Source organism: Psychrobacter coccoides (genome assembly GCF_017498085.1).
Lineage (GTDB): Bacteria > Pseudomonadota > Gammaproteobacteria > Pseudomonadales > Moraxellaceae > Psychrobacter > Psychrobacter coccoides.
Genome location: NZ_JAGBKM010000003.1, coordinates 1 through 23,982, shown reverse-complemented (window position 1 = coordinate 23,982; position 23,982 = coordinate 1). Strand labels below are relative to the sequence as shown.

At 44.4% G+C, this 23,982-nt stretch carries 13 protein-coding genes and 1 pseudogene; 8 read left to right on the top strand and 6 right to left on the bottom strand.

The genetic code is table 11. The annotated features are described in order from the left end of the window. The coding region (locus tag J3492_RS02595; protein WP_207989536.1) for a VCBS domain-containing protein at window positions 1-9,138 on the top strand (9,138 nt) is incomplete at its 5' end. A 63-nt stretch (window positions 9,139-9,201) separates the two neighbouring features. Here the strand turns inward: J3492_RS02595 and J3492_RS02590 are convergent. Continuing rightward, complete coding sequence (locus J3492_RS02590) at window positions 9,202-9,972, bottom strand: hypothetical protein (RefSeq protein ID WP_207989534.1); 771 nt, start codon at window positions 9,970-9,972, stop codon at window positions 9,202-9,204. A gap of 238 nt (window positions 9,973-10,210) precedes the next feature. Here J3492_RS02590 and J3492_RS02585 point away from each other — a divergent pair, with 238 nt between their 5' ends. From J3492_RS02585 to J3492_RS02575, 3 genes are read left to right on the top strand one after another with little or no spacing between them, the layout of a single operon-like run. Further along, the gene (locus J3492_RS02585; RefSeq protein WP_341534079.1) at window positions 10,211-11,644 is read left to right on the top strand and encodes a TolC family protein; all 1,434 of its coding nucleotides are present in this window, start codon (window positions 10,211-10,213) and stop codon (window positions 11,642-11,644) included. 12 nt (window positions 11,645-11,656) lie between these two features. Further along, window positions 11,657-13,975, top strand: a complete 2,319-nt coding sequence (locus tag J3492_RS02580) for a type I secretion system permease/ATPase (protein ID WP_207989530.1) — start codon at window positions 11,657-11,659, stop codon at window positions 13,973-13,975. Then, window positions 13,968-15,137 carry an HlyD family type I secretion periplasmic adaptor subunit gene (locus J3492_RS02575; protein ID WP_207989528.1) on the top strand — a complete coding sequence of 390 codons (1,170 nt, stop codon included), beginning with the start codon at window positions 13,968-13,970 and terminating at the stop codon, window positions 15,135-15,137. Before J3492_RS02580 ends, J3492_RS02575 begins: the two co-directional genes overlap by 8 nt. Window positions 15,138-15,250: 113 nt before the next feature. On the opposite strand, the gene J3492_RS02570 is transcribed toward J3492_RS02575, so the two are convergent. The 4 genes from J3492_RS02570 to pnuC form a co-directional block, all read right to left on the bottom strand. Beyond that, the gene (locus tag J3492_RS02570; protein WP_207989525.1) at window positions 15,251-15,625 is read right to left on the bottom strand and encodes an MliC family protein; all 375 of its coding nucleotides are present in this window, start codon (window positions 15,623-15,625) and stop codon (window positions 15,251-15,253) included. An 87-nt stretch (window positions 15,626-15,712) separates the two neighbouring features. After that, on the bottom strand, window positions 15,713-16,627 hold the full coding sequence (locus J3492_RS02565) for a DMT family transporter (RefSeq protein ID WP_207989523.1): 915 nt from the start codon (window positions 16,625-16,627) through the stop codon (window positions 15,713-15,715). Window positions 16,628-16,697: 70 nt separating this feature from the next. Continuing rightward, window positions 16,698-17,300, bottom strand: coding sequence for an AAA family ATPase (locus tag J3492_RS02560; RefSeq protein WP_207989521.1), 603 nt, complete (start codon window positions 17,298-17,300; stop codon window positions 16,698-16,700). Then, window positions 17,251-17,943: a nicotinamide riboside transporter PnuC gene (pnuC, locus tag J3492_RS02555; RefSeq protein WP_207989518.1), complete on the bottom strand. Its 693-nt coding sequence runs from the start codon at window positions 17,941-17,943 to the stop codon at window positions 17,251-17,253. Before pnuC ends, J3492_RS02560 begins: the two co-directional genes overlap by 50 nt. Before the next feature lie 291 nt (window positions 17,944-18,234). On the opposite strand from pnuC, the gene J3492_RS02550 reads away from it, so the two are divergent. From J3492_RS02550 to dnaX, 4 genes and pseudogenes are all read left to right on the top strand, one after another. Further along, window positions 18,235-19,380, top strand: a complete 1,146-nt coding sequence (locus tag J3492_RS02550; RefSeq protein WP_207989516.1) for a beta-ketoacyl-ACP synthase III — start codon at window positions 18,235-18,237, stop codon at window positions 19,378-19,380. A 239-nt stretch (window positions 19,381-19,619) separates the two neighbouring features. Next, window positions 19,620-20,711, top strand: coding sequence for a peptide chain release factor 1 (prfA, locus tag J3492_RS02545; protein WP_207989514.1), 1,092 nt, complete (start codon window positions 19,620-19,622; stop codon window positions 20,709-20,711). A gap of 115 nt (window positions 20,712-20,826) precedes the next feature. Beyond that, window positions 20,827-22,362, top strand: coding sequence for a lysine--tRNA ligase (lysS, locus tag J3492_RS02540; RefSeq protein WP_207989511.1), 1,536 nt, complete (start codon window positions 20,827-20,829; stop codon window positions 22,360-22,362). A 169-nt stretch (window positions 22,363-22,531) separates the two neighbouring features. Then, window positions 22,532-23,773, top strand: a pseudogene (gene dnaX, locus J3492_RS02535) (DNA polymerase III subunit gamma/tau); the annotation flags it as partial. 98 nt (window positions 23,774-23,871) lie between these two features. Here the strand turns inward: dnaX and J3492_RS13480 are convergent. Continuing rightward, window positions 23,872-23,934, bottom strand: coding sequence for a hypothetical protein (locus tag J3492_RS13480; protein WP_424108374.1), 63 nt, complete (start codon window positions 23,932-23,934; stop codon window positions 23,872-23,874). Between the last annotated feature and the right edge of the window lie 48 nt (window positions 23,935-23,982).

Here is a 23,982-nt window from a genome sequence, read left to right as displayed (position 1 = left end):
ACTGGCACCATTTATGATGAAGACCGAGTAGCTGGTAGTGAAGATCGCTTAGGCGACTTTAATGATGGTGATGAAGCGCAGAGCACCGATCAAGGTCAGCCAGTTGACGGCAATCTATTAGGCAACGCCTCTGAGACAGATGCTGACATCACGTTGAACGTTAATAATGTTCAAGTAGACATTAATGGTGATGGCACCCCTGATGAGATTACTGTTGGCACACCAGTTGATATCGTTGACGCTGATGGCAATCCGGTAGGCTCTCTAACAGTGAGCCCTGATGGCAGCTACACCTTCACGCCAGATGGCGACTTTACCGGTGACGTTCCAGAGATTAGCTATGACGTTGTTGATGCAGATAGCCGTGATGTGCTAGATAGCTCTAAGCTTGAGATCACAGTTAACGCAGTTGCAGTGGTTGTTAATCTGGGAGTTACGAAAGCTGAGGCGATTGAGACCACAGACAACAGTGACACGCTTGAATTTGCAGTTACTCAAGCGTTCAAGAGCGATAAAGACACCACGGTTAAAGTACAACTAGACAAGGTTGGCAGCGCCGGTATCACGGCAAGTGATATTGCAAGCATCACTTATACAGATGCAACAGGTGAGGTGACCCTAACAGACCCATCTGCTATTGAAAGCTTCTTAACCAGCGGCGTAGATGTCGTCATTGCTGCAGGTAGTAAAGAGGTGCCAGTTGTCTTTGAAATTGCAGACGACAGTGTTTATGAAGGACAAGAGACACTAACCTTAAATATTAGTGATGCCCGTAATGATAATGGTGCAAGCATTGGTGATAATGCTCAATCAGGTACTATTAATGATGAATCAAACAACCCAGATAATCCATTAGATGGCAGCAACACTGAGGGTGACAAGCCGACAGTGAGCATTACTGCGACTGATGATACAGCGATTGAGGGTGAAGATTCAGTCTTAGAATACACCGTATCGTTAGGACAAGATCAGACCAGTAATGAAGATACCATCGTTGTTGTCAAGGTGGATTTAGCCAGCACGCAAGTGGGCGCAGCAGATATTGAGTCTATTAGCTACACTAATGCAGCTGGTCAAGTGGCTACAATTAAAGGTCAAGCGGCAATCCAGGCGATCTTGGACGGTGATAATACACTTGAAGTCAAAGTACCTGCAGGTAGCACAGCTGCGCCTAAAATTACGGTTATCGTCAAAGATGATGACATCTATGAGGACAGCGAGCAGCTGAGCTTTGTTATCGACAGTGCTGATAATGCCGATATCGACAACACCGTCGCCACTGGCACCATCCTTGACGAATCTGATGATCCAAATGATCCAGGTGCCAATACTGAAGGTGACAAACCGACTGTCACTGTAGGCGATGCCACAGCGACCGAGGGTGACACCTTAGTGCATCAAGTGACGGTGAATGGCGACACAACGCAGGCGGACGTCACTTATGACTTTAGTCTCACAGATGGCAGCACTGATCCTGCCACAGCGGGTAGTGACTACACCAATGCCCCCGTATTTAGTAATGGCGTCATCAACAATGGTGATGGCACTATTACCGTCCCTGCGGGTGTCACTGACTTTACCGTCACTTATCCAACCTTAACTGACAACATTCTTGAGAACGATGAGACCACCACGATTACCATTGGTAATGACAGTGGCACCGGTACCATTATCGACAACGATACTGCACCGACATTGACAGTCGAAGACAACAGTGTTAATGAAGCAACTGGCGATACCGTTTCAGGCAGTTTTAATATCACTGACCCACAAAGTGTTACTGCACTGACTGTCAGTGGTCAAGATGTCACTCTAGCAACCTCTGGCAATCCTATCACTATTAACGGTAGTGCGGGCACGCTAGTCATTACTAACTATGATTCACAAACAGGTATTCTTACCTACGAATATACCGAAAATGGTAATGCAGAGGATCATAGCGCTGGTGCGGTATTTGATCAGTTTGACGTGGTATTAACCAACACCATTGACGATACCATTAATGACATCTTAGATATTGAGATTATAGATACTGCACCAACGGCTAATGATGATAAAAACACCATTAGCGAAGAAACAGACACCGTAACGGGTAATGTACTTACGTCAACTGGTGCAGCGACAGATGATGTGGCTGATGATCTAGGTGCTGATAATTCAATAACAGCAACTACGGTCACAGCAGTGGATGGTAACACTGGTGCAATTGGAAGCGGTACACAAGGTCAATATGGTGAACTGACGCTCAATGCGAATGGTGAATATACCTATGATGTTGATAATGCCGCTGTACAGTATTTGGCATTAGGCGAAAACTTAACAGAAACATTTGAGTATACGATCACTGATGCTGACGGTAGTACTGATACTGCCAAGCTTACCATTACTATCACCGGCACTAATGATCAACCAACCATCACTGCTGATAGTAATGACAATATTGCGAATATATCTTTCGTCGAGCAAATAGATGACTCAGTGATTACTCAAAGTGGCATTATCGCTTTTAATGATATTGATACCAGTGATACGCTGACATTGGGCTATATCAAAGATGAAAATCAATATATCTTTGGTCAAGGTAATACAGCCTTGACTGGTCTAACTGATGAGCAAAAAACTGCGCTAGAAGGTATATTCTCAATAACTCAAGCGACCAATAATAATGGAGTTTGGGAGATTGAAGCAGAAGATACGGATACTAACTTCCTCCCCGAAGGCGAAACCATCACTATCCGCTATGCGGTGCAAGTCAATGATAATAAAGGAGTGGATACTGCTGCTAACGGTAACGGGATCAGCACCAGTGAAATCCGTTACGTGGAAGTCACTATCACGGGTACTGATGATGGTATTGTGCTGGTTGATGATACTGCTAATATCAATGAGTATGATGTGAATGATCCAAGTAATAATACTGTGTCAGGAGATATATTTAGTAATGATACTGATGATCTGGACTTTAACGAAACGCTTACGGTAGTTACCTATAGTATAGATGGTGGCGCAGCAGGAATAAGTGCGGGAGACTCGGCTCCTGTTATCGTAGGAGGGGTCACGATAGGTAACATCACTATAGACTCAGATGGTACTTATGACTTTGTGCTTGAAGATACTAATTACAGTGGCACGTTACCAGAGATTACTATTGAGGTGAATAACGGTCCCAATACCGTAACACCAGATGGTGGAACTGAAACCCTAACCATCACCGTCAACCCAGTATCAGATGCGCCTAACATTGGCTCTGACCAGACAGGTGTTGATAAGATTACAACGGATGAAGACACCACCGTTGCTTTAAACTTACAAGCGCCTATCATTACTGACGATACTGATCTGGATGGCACAGGGAATGATACCGACAACCCTGAACGTATTGGTTTAATCACCTTAACGGGTATTCCTGACGGAGCTAGACTTAATTATGATGGAATTAACCCTGATAAAGAAGATGGTAGTCCAATCACTATTTTCTTAACCGATAGTGATATTTTCCTTAACGGTATTACCGCTACTGATGCTGATTATTCAATGACCGTTGCAGAATTTGAAGCGATGACCCTCACGCCGCCTGAAGATGACGCCACCAATATCTCCTTTGAGATGTCAGTGACAGAATATGAAGTGGATGAGAACGGTGACATTATCAAGGTTGACAGTACAGGTGCGGTTGATCCAAGTGGTACTGATATTACTGGTGCAACCAGCACCGTCACTATCGACATTGATGTCCAAGCCGTCACTGATACCAGTGGTAATAATCAAAGTGGCGACGACTTTAGTGAGTTTGGCATTGATTCAAACTATACCATTACACCTGATGACGGTATTACCTCAATTACTGGTAACAATGTAGTCGCTAATGTCGCTGAAGGTCAGTCGATTGAATTACCAATAAATACTAAATTTGGTGACCTAGTCTATAGCGGTAATGACGATAGAGAGAACTATGGATTTGTAATTACCGGTCTTAATGAAGGTACAGTGGTTGAGTTTGTTGATGTTAATGGTGATGTTATAGCAAGTGGAACTGCCAACGCCGATGGGATGGCGTTGATAGGCGCTACTGCGACTATGGATGTTAATGGTGTTGTCACAGTCACTAACACAGGTCTGCCAGTATTTGACACCAGTAGTGGTCAGCCCACCATGCGTATCGATACAGCTGATTATAATTCAAAGGATATGAATGTAGAAGTCACGCTTTATACCAAAGACAATGATGCTGACTCACCTAATGCTACTCCAACTGTTGAAGAAATCGACAGTGTCAACGTCAATCTAACTGTCACCCCAGTAGCGGGTCAAGTTGAACTTGAGAACAACGGTGTGCAAACTAAAGAGGACACAGCCGTCACTCTTGATAAATTTGGCTTTACCGTGCAGGACAACAAAGATGATAACGGTCTATTACCAGAAACCATTACAACGATAGAGTTTGTTTTGCCTGAAGGCTGGACTTATAAAGATAGTACAGGGGCAACTACGGTAGGTAGCAGTGGCGGGACACCGATTATTATCAGTGGTATTACGCCGGCAGATAATACTGATTTAGATGCTTATTTGGAAAACTTCTCTATTACACCGCCTGCACACTCATCCAAAGATGCTGATTTTACCTTCACAGTAACTACGGTAGATCCCGATGATGGTGGTGGTATTGGTCTACCAGCAACAGGTAGTCAAGATTTAACGCAAAAGGTAGTTGTCACCCCAGTTGCTGAAATAGTTGGTGGAAATACTGGTAGCAATACTGTGAAAGATCTAACCATTAATGACAGTCATAAATACAGCATTAGTGCGAAAGAAGATGAAGCCTTTAATCTTTTCGCTGATCCTGATGGTTCATTTAACCTAATAGATGATTGGAACAACCAAGACGCCTCTGAACAAACTTTTGCACATATGACCTTTGGTAATAAGAACGGTAGTAACTTTACCTCAGTTGAGGGGGCGGTATTTACTTATAATGATGGCAATGGTTTAGTTAGCCTGACTGACAACGGCAATGGTGTCGATATTCCGATGGAGTACCTAGATACCGTCACCGTAACCCCGCCGCAAGACTATAGTGACTTCAACCTTGCTAGCGGTGCCGAGACAGCAGTCAAGGTCGAGGCAAAAACCGTCGATGTTGACGAAGATGGTGGCGCAACAGATACAGCCATAAGTGGTGACAGCTACCTCACCTTTGTAGTCGAAGGCGTAGCCGACCCAGCCACCTTAGCTGTTGATCCCGCCGAAGGTTTTGAAGATCAAGCCATCGTTGATGGTAATATGCGTAATACTGCCGCAGATATGGGTGAAATAACAACGGGTAGTATCGGCAGTGATGTCACTCCTACCGATGGTATCCCGCTCAATATCCGTCCAAGCTCGCGTGATAATGACGGCTCTGAGACTTATGATGTCACTATATCGGATATACCAGCAGGTGTGCAGCTGTATCAAGATAACAATGGTACAGTAACACTGTTAGATACCAGCAGTGGTTCAGTCACTATAGCTGATTATATCAATACGGTAGATAACTTATACTTTGTCCCTGCTGAGAACTTTAGCGGCACGGTAAACCTAAAAGTACAGGCAGTGAGTAAAGAAGATGGCACTACGGGCACCACAAGTCCTATGCTTAACCTACCTGTTAAGGTCATTGGCAAGGCAGACTTAATAACCAATGACGACTTAGCAACCGACACAGCTCCTATCAATGGTAAGGACTATACTTATGTCACGGATGAAGCAATGCTAGACAGTACAGGCAACCATCAGATTGCTCTATCCAGCGTATTTGCTACTGTTGCGGATATCGAGGCATATGATGGTGACAGCCCAGCTGCTGAGCAGATCGTCTATCGGGTTGAAAGCTTACCTACTGGTTTTAACTTAACTGGTGCAGGGGTCACTTTCTTAGGTGGCAGTGGTTCTGATCGAGTATGGTCAGTGACTCTAGAGGCGCTACAGAATAATACCGCTCAATTAAACACACCAGATAACTTCGCTGGTGAAATTAACTTTACCATCACGGGTACCACCACCGAGACAGTATCTGGAGACAGTGTGACTCATGATACCAAAGACGTTTCTATTCTAGTGACCCCCGATGCTGCCGATGGCAATATGAGCAATCCTCAAGTCGTTGCCACTGAAGATTTGTGGGCGACAATTGATTTTGAGTCAGCATTTACAACCACAGATCAAGGCGGTTTAACTGAAGGTCAAGAAGTGCTTGAGAGTATCACGCTATCAGCAACTGATCTAACGGCTAAAGACGTCATATTACGTGTTGACGGTATTGAAGTAGACTTAACAACTAATCCACCACCAACTTTGACATTTACGCCCGATCAGACAATCGAGATTATGTACGATGAGGCTAAACCCCATAGCGATGATGATGTCAGTATAGACTTTGACTACACGTATACTGATACCGCTGAATTGACTGATGGTTCAGAGATTAAGGAGTCCACTTCAGGTAGTGCTACTGTTAATGTGACCTTCCAAGCGGTCACTGATGCACCAAGCATGAGTTTAGAGGTTACCGATGGCACCATTGATAATAGCGGTACGGATAACCTTGCCAAAGTCACTGTTTCATTAACCTCAGATGATAAAGACGGCTCAGAGAGCTTTACTCGCCTAGAGGTCACTGATGTTCCTGATGGTCTAAATGTAGTAGATGGTATTTTGTCGAATGGTATTTGGTACGTTGATGTCCCTAATGATCCAGCTATTACCAACACTGCAGCGACTTATAAGCTAGTGCTTAAGCGTAACGACAGCACAGTCAATATACCTGAAGGTTCTCTTAATATTACAGTGACGGGTATTACGCAGGATATCAATGGTCAAGGGAATGACGGTAGCGAAGCGCGTGTAACCGAGAGCTTTAAGATCGAAATAGAGAGAACAAATGGTGGTGTCACACCTGTCAAGCCGGACTTAATAGATAGCTTTACTAGCAAGGCAGAAATACCAGCACAGGTAGAGGATACTGGTTTTACTCTTGGCGACATACTAGATGCGACTCTAAATCCTGCGACCGCTAACACGGTCAGATCTTATACTTTCTCATTGACTGACCTACCAGCAGGGACTGAAGTATCTACTGATAATCCAGCTATAAGCGTGCAGCAGATTGGGGGTAAATGGATCATCAGTGTGGATGATGCCAGCAGCCTCAGTCCAGAAGCTGCTCTTGATGCAGTGACAGTGACTCCGCCGAAAGATTTTAGTACCAACGTCACAGACGGTAGCCAAGATCTTACCTTTAATACCAACTTTACTGCGTTGGATAAAGATGGTGGCGAGGAACGAGTGCAGGTTAACGACGTCAAGGTTGAGATCAAGCCAGTTACGGATCCGATAGACAATGATGGTAAAACCACGACAGTTGATACGGATGAGGACACCAAAGTAGAAATTGAGATCGACTTAACCAACACAGCTGACGGTAATCATGTTGAGATTATTAATGATAAGCTGTATCTGCAGCTGGATGAGTCTGGTCTAACGACTGATAATGGTACTAGCGGCAAACTAACGGATGCCAATGGTAACGACTTGACGCTTGTAACATTGGCAGATGGTGAAGTCGATGATATTCCAGCTGGCGATTATTATATCGTAGATGTCGGCACGCCTATTTTTTATGAACCTGCCGAAAATGAAGACGGCACGGCAACAGTTGATGTCTATGCCGCTCATAAAGAAAGTCATAATATCAGCGGACATGACAGTGGTACAAAGACTTACAAGCACAGTTATGAGGTCACAGTCGAGTCGCAGCCAGACAATCTAAGTATTACTGATAAAAGTGATCAATCAACAACCACTGCTATCGGTAGTGAAGATACTATGATTGCTATCGACTATAAGATTGCGACTATCGATAAAGACGATACCGATGCCGCTACTGCCATCACCTTAGATAATATCCCTAATGGTTATCTGGTCTACTATACCGATACTAATGGCGATCCCGTCTTGGCAAGTAACAATGGTAATTCTGGCGGTAATAACTCATGGTCTATTGACGCCTCCAAACTGGGTGATATCAATCCTGGCGAAACGTCAAATATATTCATCATGCCACCGGAAAACGTCAGTGGTATCGTGTCTGGTATCGAGATGAAGGTGGTCAATGACAGCGGGATGATCAGTGCTCCGCTAGAGATTGATCTTGAGGTCAAACCAGTCGCTGATGGGGTAGCTGCTAATCCTTCTACTATTCTTGGTAGTCAGGGTAAGTGGACCACGCTGAATCTAAACGCAATTATGCAAGATACGGATGGTAGTGAGACCGTTAATATAGTCGTCACTGATAATGGTATGAGCTTAACCGATGATGTCTTACGCTTTAGAGTGAAGAGTACAGGTGAAATGTTGAATGCCGTGTGGGATGATGCCACTAACAGCTATACCATAACGGGTATTACTCCTGAGCAAATCAATGACTTGCAAATTCAGTCCTCAATACCGCTTAGTGGAGATTTAGACTTTGCACTAAATACTACCGATACTGCCGCAGGTATGAACGATAGTGTGTCAGCTGAAGTAATAGAATCAGCATCTATTGATATCGCCTTTACAAAAACCTTTGAAGGCACACCTGAAGACGATATCCTTGATGCCTCTGGACAGTCTGTCGCTGTGAATTATACAGGCGGTGCAGGCAATGATATCTTAATGGGTGGCGATGGCGACGACTTCCTTGATGGTGGTACAGGTGCTAATACGCTGATAGGCGGTGCAGGTAACGATACGCTAGTATTCTCTGGTGCTAACTCAGTGATGGATGGTGGCGACGGCATCGATACCTTGCTGATCAATACCGCTGGTACGACTATCGACTTTAGTGGCTTTGATAGTAGCGTGATTGATAATATGGAAGTGATTGACATGACGGGTAATGGTTCACAGTCATTGACTAATCTTAGTATCAGTGATGTCATTGAGATGACCGATAGTAACAATGAGCTGTTTATCAATGGCGACAATGCTGATAGTGTCTCTTTAACAGCGGATTTTGAAAAACAGCAAACGTCTGATGAGACCGGATATGCTCAGTATCAGAGCACGTTGGATCCATCGGTGACTCTATATGTCGATACTGATATTACCGTGATATAATTGCTATTTTTTATAGATAATTTTGAAGTAAACCAAAAAGCCATACTTGTGATGGCTTTTTTGTTATCTTAGGTCATCCGTTTTTTGCAAGTCAGCAGTGGGTGTGGTCGGATAAGCGTAAGTTAAGCCCGATACAGGCTCTTTTTCTGCTAAAATCACTTCTGATTTGGACTTTGGTTTTGAAGTGGCTTCATGCTTTGGCTGAGTCTCTAGCATGAGGGCTTGTTGCATATCTATTTGTTGTTGATTGCGCTGTTTGATCTCATTGATTAGCGTTGAGAGCTGTTCGCTGTCTTTATCGATATCGTCTGCTAAGCTTTGATACTCTAGATTTAGTTGCGGTGTGTCGTTAGCTTTAAGTTTTTGATCGCCATTAGCAGCTGACTCAGCACTATCGTCTGTGATTAATGATGGTGGCGTATGTTTCTTTGATGGGGTTTTTGTTGTGTTGGGCTGAAGGTCTGGTGCTGTCTTGGTTTTGGCAAACAGCACATCGTCAGTAGAGGCGGTTGAGGTTTTATTATTACTGAGTAGTGTGTTTTTAGTATCTACTGTTGTTTTGGCAGTATCAGGCAAGTTATTATATTCTTGTGAGTGACTATAGTCATTGGATGAGCTTGTTTTAATGCTTATGGATGGCCATGACTTATTTGATATAGAATCTGCTCCGGGACGCTCGTGAGTCGGCGGTGCAGTCTCTGACTCTATAGGGTCAAACAATGCAAAGTAGATCACAAATCCGATTATAATGTGAAGTAGTAAGGCTAACGCAATTGCTAAGGTTGTCCCATTATTTGCTTTTCTGCCATATAAAGAAAACAGCTGTTTCGTCATTTTTACTCCCTAAACGGATTGATATCACCAATCAAAGTATCAATATGATGCGATCCTTTTATTATAGCGGTCATAGATAGGCGCTACGATAATAATAGTATGGTTCTGACATTTAGGGTGTGTTGATGTTCATAAGAAGACACTGCTGATCGCTCAGCAGCAGTCATCTGCACAACTTTTGAGTAGAGTACTACCTATGAGGTGTTATATCATAAATCAACTGCGGAATCATTTGTATGTGAGTGTGTTGCTATTGACTGCTTCAGGAGCGGCTTTGGCCAATGCTGATACGCACATCAATACATTGATTGACCAAGCGATTGAAACCCATCCTCTCGTTGGTTCGGCACGTGCTGAGCAGCAGGCGACGACAGAGAGTATCCGTGCTGCCAAGCTCAACTTGCTGCCAGCACCGACATTGTCATCAGGCTATGATCGTGACGATGGCATGGTCTCTCAGTTTCAGCTACGGCAGTCATTATGGACGGGTGGCAAACTTACTGCCAACGTCAATCAAGCACTTTTTGATGATAAAGCAGCCACAGAGTATATTTACGAGCAACAGAATCAAGTCGCCAAAACCACCATTGAGGCATGGCAAAGCTATATCACCGCCGTGTCTAAGCAGCAAGTCTATTATGACAATTTGCAACTGTTGACAGAGTTTGAGGAGATGATGCAGCGCCGAGTCAATCAAGGTGTATCGGCGCGTATCGAGATGGATTTGGTGACCAATCGCATCTTACAAGAGCAAAACTCGTATCAAGCAGCAGTAGAGCAGCAGCGTATTGCTATCGCTCGATTAGAGCAAATCACTGGTCGTAGGCTGTCAGCGGTTGATCTGCCAGTGCCGAATATCGGTGAGCTTGTCAGCTATGCCAAAGGCTACTCTCAAACCTTTGAAAAAATGGCATTCGATCAGGCCAGCTTTTATAATCCTACTGTGGTAAAAGGGCACTATCAAGTTGAAGCGGCTAAGCAAGAAGTTAAGTCATTACAGGCGGCGCGTTATCCAACTTTTTATGCACAGTACGAATACGACTATTATCATGATGAAAATAGAAACAACAATCAGAATAATAGTGAGGGTGAGTTTTCGGTAGGCTTAAGCTATGATCCAGGAGCGGGTCTATCTAATTTGGCACTAGCCCGGGCATCAGCCTCACGAGTAAACAGCCTTTCACAGTCAAAAGAAGCGTCAAGACGACAAGTGCTTGAGACCATCCAAACTCAATATCAGCAGTTTGCTAGTGCTAAGGATCAAGAGCGCTCTTTGATCGCAGCAGTCGCAGGCGCACAGATTGTGGTGAGCTCTTATCGCCGCCAGTTTATCGCTGGACGCAAGTCTTGGCTTGAGGTGCTCAATGCGGTGCGCGAGCATTCTCAATATCAGGCGCAGTTGGTTGAGACACGAACGTCTATTATTGCAGCGTATTATAAACTGCAAGTTGATTTTGGCATGATGCCATGGCAGAAGTTCGATCAAAGTCGTCAGCCAGACCCGCTGTTCCGCCCACTAGATCCCGTCAAAAACTGGTTTATTCGTCAAGATGCTGCTAGGCAGGTGCCCGATCAGGCAGTTATTGAGCCAGTCGTATTGCAATCAGATCATGTCGCCAAGCCCAAGAGTGCGACAGGGGTAAACACTTATCCCCTCCCAGTAAACCAGTAGGATATATGTATCATGAGTACCCCTTTTTCAGCTTCTGATGAGGCCAAAGCCGATGATGAATTACCAAATGATGCTGCAGAAAATACCACCGCCCAGCTATCGATACCTACTGTTGATGAGCAATTGAGTGAACAAGCAACACAGTTGGCCACTGCGTTACGTACTTTACTTACCCAGCAAGGCTATCCTGTAGATAGTGTCCGTCTCCATGGCGTGCTGCATCAACAAACGGAGCTGACGACTCTATCTAGTGTTGTTAAGGTACTGGAGCAATTAGGGGTTGAGCAACTGCCAGAGGCATTACCCATGCCAGATGCAGCTTTTCTACCTTTACTGGCCTTGCATCCTACACAAGGCTGGGGTGTGATTGAACAGCAAACACCACAAGCGCTGTGGCAGTTTCGTCAAGCTGAGCATGTGAGTGTCCATCCAAGTGATGCTTTTACTCAGCTATTGCGAATACGATTAGAGGGCGAGCCTAGTAAGCGTAAACGGTTAAGCTTTGATCAGATTCTAAAAAAAGACCTCAAAAACTACCGTGGCATTATTATAGAGGCGGTTGTTGCCTCGTTTTTAATCAATATGTTGGCGCTTGCCGTATCGCTGTTTTCGATGCAGGTCTATGATCGTGTGATTCCAACTCGTAGCGAATACACTTTGATTATTTTAGCTAGTGGGGTAGGTCTGGTCATCTTATTTGAAACTTTTATGAAGTTTGCCCGCTCCAAGATTATGGACAAAGTGGTGGTCAATCTCGACCAGTATTTATCACGTGAGGTTTTTCAGCGTCTATTAGGCGTGCGTATCGATCAGATGCCAGGGTCTGTGGGGTCTATGGCAGCGCAACTGCGTGGATATGAGCAGGTTCGCAGCTTTTATACAGCAAGTACGTTGTTTGGCTTGGTCGATATACCGATGGCGATCATATTTGTGACCCTTATTATTATTATTGGTAATCCATTAGTCGCTTTAGTGCCTATTGTTGCCGCCGTGGTGGCGATTGTACTAGGTCTTAGTGCACGCAAAAAAATCGACAGTATCGCCGCTGTGGGCGCGCAAGCCTCTTATCGCAAGACAGGTATCTTAGTAGAGACGGTAGAGGGCGTTGAAACGATTAAGGCCGGATCAGGCAACTGGAAGTTTTTGTCACGCTGGCTTGATGTGATGAACATTACTACCAAAAATGATTTGGATATGAAGCATGCCAATGACAACCTAAGTTACTTGTCACAGATGATACAGCAGGTCAGCTATGTCGGTATTGTGATTGTGGGTTCTTTTGTAGTGATGTCAGGAGATATGACCATGGGTGGCTTGATCGCTTGCTCAATTTTAGGCGGTCGTATTTTAGCACCAGTAATGGGTATTCCTAATCTATTGGTACAGCACTCACATGCCAAAGCTGCCAAACTTAATATAGAGCAGTTATTCTCACTAGAGCAAGACAATCACGGTGTCAGTCACCCGTTATCGCCCAGTCATATCTCAGGTAGTTTTGACTTAGAAAAAGTGATATTCAACTACCAAAATAATGATCAGCCCGCTTTAGCTATCAGTAGGCTACAGATTAAAGCAGGCGAGCGTATTGCTGTTTTAGGACCTATTGGTTCTGGCAAATCAACCCTATTAAAAGTATTGTCTGGATTATATGCGCCCACACAGGGCAGGGTGTTGTTAGATGGGCTTGACATGCAGCAGATCAGTCGTGAGTCTTTGAGTGCGCAAGTGGGTTACCTACAACAGGATCATCGCCTTTTTGAGGGCACGCTACGAGAAAACCTATTGATCGGCTTACCAGCGCCTAGCGATGACGTTATGCATGATGCGTTGGTCAAGACGGGACTGATTAGACTGGTTGCCAGCCATTCTAGTGGTTTAGATCTGCCTATTAGTGAAGGAGGCAAGGGGTTATCAGGAGGACAAAAACAGTTGGTTGCTTTTACACGCTTAGTATTAACCAAGCCTTCGGTGGTATTGATGGACGAGCCAACCGCCTCTATGGATAATCGGCAGGAAGCACAGTGTATCGATGTGTTGCATAAGCACTTTGGAGAAGATCATACTTTAATCGTGGCCACTCACAAAATGCCACTGCTGCAATTGGTTGATCGCATCATCATTATGGACAATCAACAAATCGTGATGGATGGGCCAAAATCAAAAGTGCTGACCCAATTACAAAGCAATGAAGAGCGAAAACCTGCTCATAAAACCGCAGTAAAGATCAGCCAACCAAAAACTCGTGTTATCAGTAAAAAAACCTCAAGTATTGAAGTGAAAGCTGATGATCAGTCTGATAAAGATGATAATGTAGGGCAAGCCAATGAATAATTACCAACATAAGTCTCATGATCCTAAAGTTGGACATACCCGTATCATTATTTGGGGCGCTCTATTCGGTATCATTGTATTAGTTATTTGGGCTTATTTTGCAAAAATAGATCAGGTGACTCGAGCCACAGCAACTGTTATCGCCAGTGCTCGTACACAAGACATTCAAGCGGTTGAGGGAGGCGTATTGACTGATATCTTAGTCAAAGAAGGTGAAGACGTCACTAAAGGGCAACTGGTCGTTACCTTAGAAGAAGAGCGTGCACAAGCAGCAGTCGCTAATATCAGCTCAAAAATAGCAGCCCTAAAAGCCAAGCTGGCTCGACTTGAAGCTGAAATATATGAGCGACCATTAACGTTTCCAGATGATATTTTGCAGTATGATGAATATATAAACAATCAAACGCAACTGTACAATCGCCGCCGCCGTGCTATCGAGCAGGATGTTAGTTCTTTACGAAAAATGATGGTATTGGCAAATCAAGAGCTGAGTATGAATGAGCCTTTACTTGCTCATGGAGATGTCAGTCAGGCTGATGTAATTAAGCTCCGTCGGCAAGTGGCAGAAATACAGGCGCAAATCACCAACAAACGTAATAAATACTTTGAAGAAGCGCAGTCGGAAATGACCAAGGCGCAAGAGGAGCTCAATACTGAGCTTGAGCAGCTGCGCGACTACTCGCAAGTATTGCAAGAAAAAAACCTATATGCCCCAACCGATGGTAAGGTAAATAACATCCTCATTACCACTATTGGCGGGGTGGTAAAGCCCGGTGAGATTATTATGGAAATACTGCCAACCAGTAGCGATCTCATCGTTGAGGCCAAGATCAGCCCAATGGATATTGCTTATGTGAAAGAAGGTCAGGCGGCTACTGTCAAGCTGGATGCCTATGATTATTCTATATTTGGTGCTATGAATGGCAATGTGGTTTATATCAGTCCCGATACCCTGATGGAGCAAACACCGAAAGGTGAAGAGCCATATTATCGAGCGCAAATCAAAATTACGGGCGCTGAGTTTGAAGACCGCCGTGAAGAAATCATCATCAAGCCTGGGATGACAGCCTCAGTAGATATCAAAGCCAAAGAGCGCTCGGTACTGTCCTATATTACCAAGCCCATTACCAAAACGTTCTCTGAAGGGCTAGGTGAGCGTTAAACATGCCCCGTCTATGAAATAAAGCCATCGTAAATAACTAAAGAAAAACCCACGTAATTCATTACGTGGGTTTTTCTCTATCTAATGGCAATAACTGTGATTGTTATTATTGATTAAAGCTCACAATTAACGCTGTACGTCTGACCATTGTCTGCAGTGATGGTCATGACACCAAAGTCAGACTTGGTATGCCAGTCATAAGTGGTTTTAGGGTTTACATTATTGACATAACGAGCGCCAGAAGCAGATACCGCTTGCTCCATCATGATGTCAGCGTTATTCAAGCCAACCTTCGGCAAAGTAACGTTTAGCTTGGCGGCTTGGCCGTTTGCAGCGTAAGTAGCAGTAATCATGCCATCGTCTTCACAAGTAAGCGAGTGAACGACTTGCTGAGTCTCCGTAGTTGGAGCAGTAGTGGTAGTAGGTGCATTAGTTGCACAGGCTGCTAATAAAATTGAAAAAGGTGCTACAGCTAATAGTTTTTTCATAATGTTTTATTCCTCAATATTGTGAGTGAGTGTGGGTTGTGGTACTGAGCTATATAGTACAACAGAAGATGTAATTTCGTGTTGTGATTAGAGTTTACGAAGGTAATTTTCACGCTTATTTTCGTGAATATCTTGCTTTTTTGGGCCATTTAACACAAACATCAAAACGGCACCCAAAATAATCAAGCTGGCTGTTATAAATTCTAAAGTGGGTGTTTCTGCTAAAAATACCATGCCGAATATCGCAGCAAGTACAGGGACACTAAGTTGTACGACCGCAGCTTGGGTGCTTTTTAATAACGGCATGGCCATATACCAAATGCTATAGCCAACCCCAGAAGCAAGGGCGCCAGAGACACCAGCTAACAACACTCCTTGCATACTGATATCCGTCACATAACTCAAGGCTATAAACAATAGTAGCGGAACCGCCAACAAGCTTCTGATAAAGTTAAAACCAGTGGCTCGCAACGGAGACACACAGGACTGACCACGTATGCTATAGATACCCCAAGCAGCGCCGCTAATCGCCATAAGCAGCGCCGCTGACCATGAAGGCATGGTCGCTGAAGGTAACATCAAATAGCCAAATCCTGCTACTGCTATGATAAATGCTATCCACTGCAGCACGTTTAAGCGCTCTTTTTTATAGATACCCCAGCCAATCATAGTGAGCTGTACTGCCGAAAATAAAATGAGGGCCCCTGTGCCTGTATCAAGGGAGACATAGGCAAGTGAAAAGCACAGAGCGTAAATCACCAGACTGATACTGCTTAACCAGCTGCCGTTTTCATTTGCAATGGTGTGACTTGAGACGACACTATGTTTTGCATACTGTTTGTGTATGGCCATAATGATAGCAAGACAAACAGCAGCGCTAACAAGACGAATGATGGTAAAGTGCCAGGCATCTATGTGGCCTTCTACTAAGGCCATTCTGCAAAACAAGGAGTTTGCAGCAAAGGCTAACAGGGCGAAGAAGGTATATAGAGTCGCTTTCAAAATATTCCTAACGAGTGCTGCTATGACAAAGAAGTGTGAAAGTATGTTAGATAAATAGCCTAAGCAAACATTAGCTTAAAACATCCAGCCACTTAGCTACTTTTAAAACCCGTTCATCTCTACTGCCACCGATACGTTTAAAGCTTTTATTGTGAGCATATAGATGACTGGCAAAATACTCACTCATTACGTCACGTTGATGAGGGCTATCACGCAAATCATCAGCGACCCATGGTGTATCCACTTCAGTCAATAGAATTAAGTCATAATGATGCGCTAATGCCGCTTGAGTAAGCGCCTCAGGGCAATCACCATAATACCAGTTAGAATAGACCATCAGCTCAAATAAACTGGTATCACAAAACAGATAGCTTTGTTTATTGGTCGTTAAAGCACGCTGGCGGGCTTGTTCGGCCAATCTATTTTCCAACGCTATTTGACCTTCGGCGATGGGCAATAAATCGTCCCAAGTACAAGTGGCTCGCTCTTTATCCCATTTGTCTTGTAGGTAGGTGCGCATATACTCACTCACCCAGGCGCTCCCAAAATGTGCGGCTAAATCTCGACATAAGGTGGTCTTACCTGTGCTTTCTGCGCCTAAGACAGCGACTTTAAAGACAGAGTTAGGCGTATGCTGTGTGAGATTGAATGTGGTACTGTCGTTGCCATTCATAATAAGCCCAGATTGCGATGAGAGTAAATATCACATACTGTAATGCGGTAAATGTGAGACCTTTGTGGAAGTATAGCGGTACCGATATTGCGTCAGCAACGATCCAGAGCAGCCAGTGTTCTATTTTACGACTGGCCATCAGCCACATGGCGATCAAAAACAGTGCCGTGGTGAGCATATCGGTGTAATCGACCCAAGTAAACAGGTGCAAGCCTAGTACAGCGCCATCAAAGCTAAAGTTATTATTAATCACTGGGCGGAAATAATAAACCAACGCCACAAAGCTCACGGTCGCTATCGATAGCAGTGCCATAACGGGCAAGTCGCTTGCCTCAATATGTTCAATTTCAATATCGTCAGTAGAGGTGTCTTCATGTTTGTTTTTTGACCAGTTGTACCAGCCATATAGTCCCATCACCGTATAATAGGCATTGATAAACATATCCCCAAACAACTGCCACTGCCACAGTAGATAAACAAAGAGCGCTGTACTGATAAGGCCGACCGGAAAGACCCAGACACTGAGCTTGCGGGCGAGCAGGACACTGGCGACCCCAAAGACCACGGCAATCAGTTCAAGTATGATAAATAGCGTTGAGTAGTCGGCATATTGTCCGAATAGCCAGTCTATAAGTCCTGTCACAATGCCTCCGAATACTACCAATTATTTCTAGGGTCTGTCAGGTGAGATGAGCAGCTGTTATATTATTTAGCCGTTATATTATATAGTAGCTGTGGCTGAAATAACCTCAAATTTATAAATAATCGGTCAGACATTGATTATTTGTAACAAACTATTAGAAAAATAATTATATTCAGGCATAATAAGGCATTGGTTTTAAGTTTACAGTTATGCACCGAAAGTAAACCACCCTCACTTTTATTTTTTATGCTTAATCATTAAGCGCAACAGTAGTGGACAAGGAAGCTTATCATGACGACTTGTATTACCGGCACCGGCCTTTATATTCCTCCCTATAGCATCAGTAACGAAGAGCTGGTAGCATCATTCAACCAGTACGTTGACAACTACAATGAGCAGCATGCGGACGAGATAGCAGCAGGGACGATCACCGCCCTCGAGCACTCTTCAGCGGCATTTATCGAAAAAGTCTCTGGTATCAAGTCGCGTTACGTGATGGAAAAAGAAGGTATTTTAGACCCTGAAATTATGGCACCTGTCATTGCTTATCGCAATTTGGGTGAAGAGCTGTCTGTTATGGCAGAGATGGGTGCGGCTGCGCTCAAAGATGCGCTGGCAGACGCAGGCCTGGAAGCCAATGATTTAGACGGTATTATTCTTGCCTGTTCAAATTTCCAGCGTACTTACCCTGCTGTCTCTATTGAGATTCAAAATGAGATCGGTATGGTTGGTGGTTTCGCTTATGATATGAACGTGGCCTGTAGTGCGGCAACCTTTGGACTGTCACAAGCGTATGGCTCAATCGTCTCAGGTCTGGCCAAGCGTGTCGCTGTGGTCAACGTCGAGATTACTTCAGCACATCTAAACTGGCGCAACCGTGACAGTCACTTCATCTTTGGTGATGTGGCAACCGCTTGTATCGTCGAGGAGCTAGACACACCAAAGGGTTATGAGATTCTAAACAGTAAGCTATTTACTGAGTTCTCAACCAATATTAAGAATGAATACGGCTTTATGGATCGCTCTGAGTTCTTAGCTGCTGAGACACAAATGTATCCAGATATCAAAGAGCCAGTGACTGACAAGTTGTTTTTACAAAATGGTCGTAAAGTTTTCCGTGAAGTTTGTCCAAAGGTATCTGAGATTATCCTTGAGCACTTAAAAGAAAACGACATACCACCATCAGAGGTTAAGATGATGTGGCTGCACCAAGCCAATGCCAATATGCTTGACTTGATTTTGCGTACCGTTATGGGTAAAGAAGCTGATAAATCCATCGTACCAAGCGTCATTGATGAGTTTGCAAATACCAGCTCATCAAGTCCGATGGTGGTGTTCCATCGCTATAAAGACGAGCTAAAATCTAGCGATCTGGGGGTGATTTGCTCGTTTGGAGCCGGGTATTCTATTGGGTCAGTGTTGGTGCGTAAAGTATAGGCTTAACCACAGCACACTCTATTGTCATTATAAAAAATAGCCAAGAGAAGTCTTGGCTATTTTTGTGGGGTGTTGAAAAACTAAAACGTTTGACAGTCTGGCAGGTTGAGCAGATCTATATCCTCAATATTAAGAGAGATTGGCTTATAAGTCAGAAGATTCCCCATAGGTTTTAATTTATGGCGCAAAATTTGCTATAATCGCACTCTTATTTTACTTATTTAGATAAAAGCCCTTTTATGAAAGAATCCTTGCGCTTACGCTTAGACCAGATGGTAGATCGCTACGAAGAGGTTACCGCCTTATTGTCCGATCCTAGTGTCATTAGTGATAATAACAAATTCCGAGAGCTGTCCGTTGAGCATAGCGACTTGATGGACATCACCACATTATGGCAAAGCTACCTACAGGCAGAGACCGACCAAGCTGATGCCGAGAGTATGCTTGCTGAAGCGTCAGATCCAGAGATGAAGGAGATGATGATCGATGAGATAGACAGTGCGCGTGAATCTATCTTAGAGATGGAAGAGCAGCTTAATGTCATGATGCTCCCGAAGGATCCCAATGATAAAGTGCCTGCATTTTTGGAGATTCGTGCAGGCACTGGTGGTGATGAGGCGGCGATATTTTCAGGTGATTTGTTCCGCATGTACCAAAAATATGCACAGACGCAGGGTTGGACGATAGAGATATTGTCCGCCAATGAAGGCGAGCATGGCGGTTATAAGGAGATTATCAGCCGTATCTCTGGCAATAGCGTATATGGTCGCCTAAAGTTCGAATCAGGGGCGCATCGTGTGCAGCGAGTGCCTGAGACCGAAAGTCAGGGCCGGGTACATACATCTGCTTGTACGGTTGCCGTGATGCCAGAAGTTGAGATTGATGATTCCGTCGATCTGAATCCTGCGGACATCAAGATGGATACCTTTCGCTCAAGCGGTGCAGGTGGTCAGCACGTCAACACCACCGACTCGGCAGTACGTTTGACTCATATTCCTACTGGTACTGTGGTTGAGTGTCAACAAGAGCGCAGTCAGCATAAAAACCGTGATAAAGCGATGACAATGCTGGTAGCAAAGATACAACAAGCCAAAGTGCAAGCGCAGGTCGATGTGGCAGACTCTATCCGTCGTGACTTGGTAGGCAGTGGCGACCGTAGTGAGCGTATTCGTACTTATAACTTCCCACAAGGGCGCATGACCGATCACCGTATCAACTTAACTCTGTATAAGCTTGACTCTATCATGGAAGGCGACTTAGACGAGCTGCTCGATGCCTTATTACGTGAGCATCAGGCTGATCTGATGGCCAGTATTGGTGGCGGTGAGTAGCGTCTGTCGCATGCTATACTGCAGCTCATTAGTTATCTGTCATTTAAACATATCAGCCGCACAAATATATTATTTTACTTTATTCATTTAATTATCTAACCATTTTGAGAATTTTATGTCCAAGTCCAACAATCAAAACCAAGACCAAGCACCAACCTTAGAAGAAGCCAATGAGCTTATTGCGCAATTACAAGCCAAGCTAGATGCGATCAAGGATTCTGGCAACCAGCCTTATCCGAATGATTTTAAACGTACTGACTTCGCCCAAGATCTGCAGACGGCATTTGAAGGTGTCTCTAAGCAAGAGATTGAGGATAACGTTGCTAAGGGTGAAAAAACTCAGGTCAACGTGGCAGGGCGTGTCATGCTTAACCGCGGTGCTTTTATAGTCATCCAAGACATGACTGGACGTATCCAGCTGTATGTGGCACGTAAAGAGTTAGACGCTGATACCTTGGCTATGATTAAGTCGCTTGACTTGGGTGATATCGTTGGGGTGTCGGGCTATATTGGCCGCTCAGGCAAAGGCGATTTGTATGTGCATATCGAAGCGCTGACATTATTGACCAAATCGCTACGCCCAATGCCCAATAAATTCCATGGCCTAGCAGATGTAGAGGCACGTTATCGTAATCGGCATTTGGACTTGATGACCAATGAGACGACTCGTGATACCTTTATCGTGCGCAGTAAAGTGATTAGCGGTATTCGTCAGTTTATGTTAGATGAGCGTTTTATGGAAGTTGAGACGCCGATGATGCATCCGATCCCAGGCGGAGCGGTGGCACGTCCGTTCGTGACTCATCATAATGCGCTAGATATGCCGTTGTATTTACGGATTGCGCCAGAGCTGTACCTAAAGCGTTTAGTGATTGGTGGCTTTGAAAAAGTATTTGAAATAAACCGTAGCTTCCGTAACGAGGGCGTCTCTACCCGTCACAACCCTGAATTTACCATGATTGAGTTTTATCAGGCCTATGCTGATTATCATGATTTAATGGATTTGACTGAACGTTTATTTAATAAATTGGCTATGGATATCTTAGGCAGCACTGAGTTGACTTATCAAGGTGAAAGTATCAGCTTAGAAGCACCGTTTGTGCGTTTAACCATGACTGAGGCCATTGAAAAATATGCCGAAGACTTTGATATGTCTCGTATTGATGATAGAGAGTACTTAGCTGACTATGTGGCCAATACTCTTAAGCAGCCAGTCAAAGACGTTTTTGGGGTGGGCAAGCTTATTACGATTATCTTTGAGGAGACAGCGGAGCATCAGCTGCGTCAACCCACTTTTATCACAGAATATCCTGCTGAAACCTCACCGCTGGCACGTCGCAATGATGACAACCCTGAGATTACCGATCGTTTTGAGCTGTTTATCGGTGGCCGTGAGATTGCCAATGGCTTTAGTGAGCTAAATGATCCAGCCGATCAAGCTCAGCGTTTTCATGACCAAGTTGCAGAAAAAGATGCTGGCGATGTCGAAGCTATGCACTTTGATGAAGAGTATATCGAAGCCTTATCTTATGGCTTACCGCCAACGGCAGGCGAAGGTATTGGTATCGATCGCTTGGTGATGTTGTTTACCGACTCAGCCAGTATTCGTGATGTGATTTTATTTCCGCATATGCGCCGCAAGACGGATTAAGTGACCTTCAGTCTTCGAGTAAGGCTGCTTATAATAAAGTCACTTATTGAACGTACTATCGGTCACTGTTAAACCGGTAAGAAGCCAGACGAATGCGCTGGCTTTTTGCTATAATAAACACTCAAAACTTCAATTTAGCACTGCAAGCCAGTTGGCATAATGGATAGATATGACGCAGCAATATCAAGTCTTAGCGCGTAAATACCGACCCAAAAATTTCCATGAGTTAATTGGGCAAACGCACGTATCGCAAGCGTTGATTAACGCTATTGATTACAATCGTCTGCATCATGCTTATCTGTTTACAGGTACGCGTGGTGTTGGCAAAACCACGATTGCTCGTATTTTGGCCAAGTGCTTAAATTGTGATACTGGGATTACCAGTACGCCTTGCGGTGTCTGCGATAATTGTGTCGCCATTGATCAAGGTCGTTTCATCGATCTAATTGAGATTGATGCGGCTTCGCGTACCAAGGTTGAAGATACCCGTGAGCTACTTGATAATGTCCCTTATGCGCCAAGCCAAGGCCGCTATAAAGTATACCTTATTGATGAGGTGCATATGCTGTCTACGCACAGCTTCAATGCGCTACTCAAAACGCTAGAAGAGCCGCCTGAGCATGTGAAGTTTTTACTGGCGACTACTGATCCACAAAAGCTACCGATAACCATCATTTCTCGCTGCTTACAGTTTGTACTGCGTCCTTTACCCCAAACACTGCTTAGCGAACATTTGGCCAAGATTTTAACGCAAGAAAATGTCACGTATACTCAGCCAGCACTTTGGCAGTTGGCAAGTGCTGCTAAAGGATCGGTTCGTGATGCTTTGTCTTTGACCGATCAGGCTATTGCCTTTGGTCAAGGCGGGCTTGATGATGAGATCATCAATGCGATGCTTGGACTTATCGATGCTGCTGACTTAGTGAGTTTGATTACAGACATCTATAATCATGATAAGTCGGCGGTAGCGGCTCACATCGAGCAGATGCGCATGCAGATGGTGGATGCGACCAGTATGTTTGATGGGCTGGCTGAGCTATTACACCAGTTGGCATTGAGTCAGCTATTGCCTGAGGTAGCGCTAAATGTCAATGAAGCGCAGGCGCAGGCCATTCATACGCTGGCCAAACACATTAGCCCGGATGTGTTGCAACTGTACTATGAGATTGTGGTACAAGCTCGAGAAGGCATTAAGCTTGCTAGCACGCCAATGCAGGCGCTTGAGATGTGTATCCTGCGCTTACTGGCATTTCGTCCATTGCCCACTGATGAGATATTAGCAGAATCACCTATGACCGCTGTTGGCAAGGCACCTTCTTCAGCATCTATAGAAGACGCTTCTGCTAGCGATATGGCTTCAAGCTCTGAGCCCTTGTCATCACAAGCACCCACTCAAAGTTATGCAGTGGATTATCAACATCAAAGCCAGGCTGTGCCACAAACCGTCAACGATAACCCTGAGTCAGATTTTAATGCAGGTCTCACTACACCTAGTGAAGCGTTATCTTTTTATGATGACAGCCAACCTGAACCAATTTCTGAGCCTGAACCAATTTCTGAGCCTGAACCAATTTCTGAGCCTGAACCAATTTCTGAGCCTGAACCAATTTCTGAGCCTGA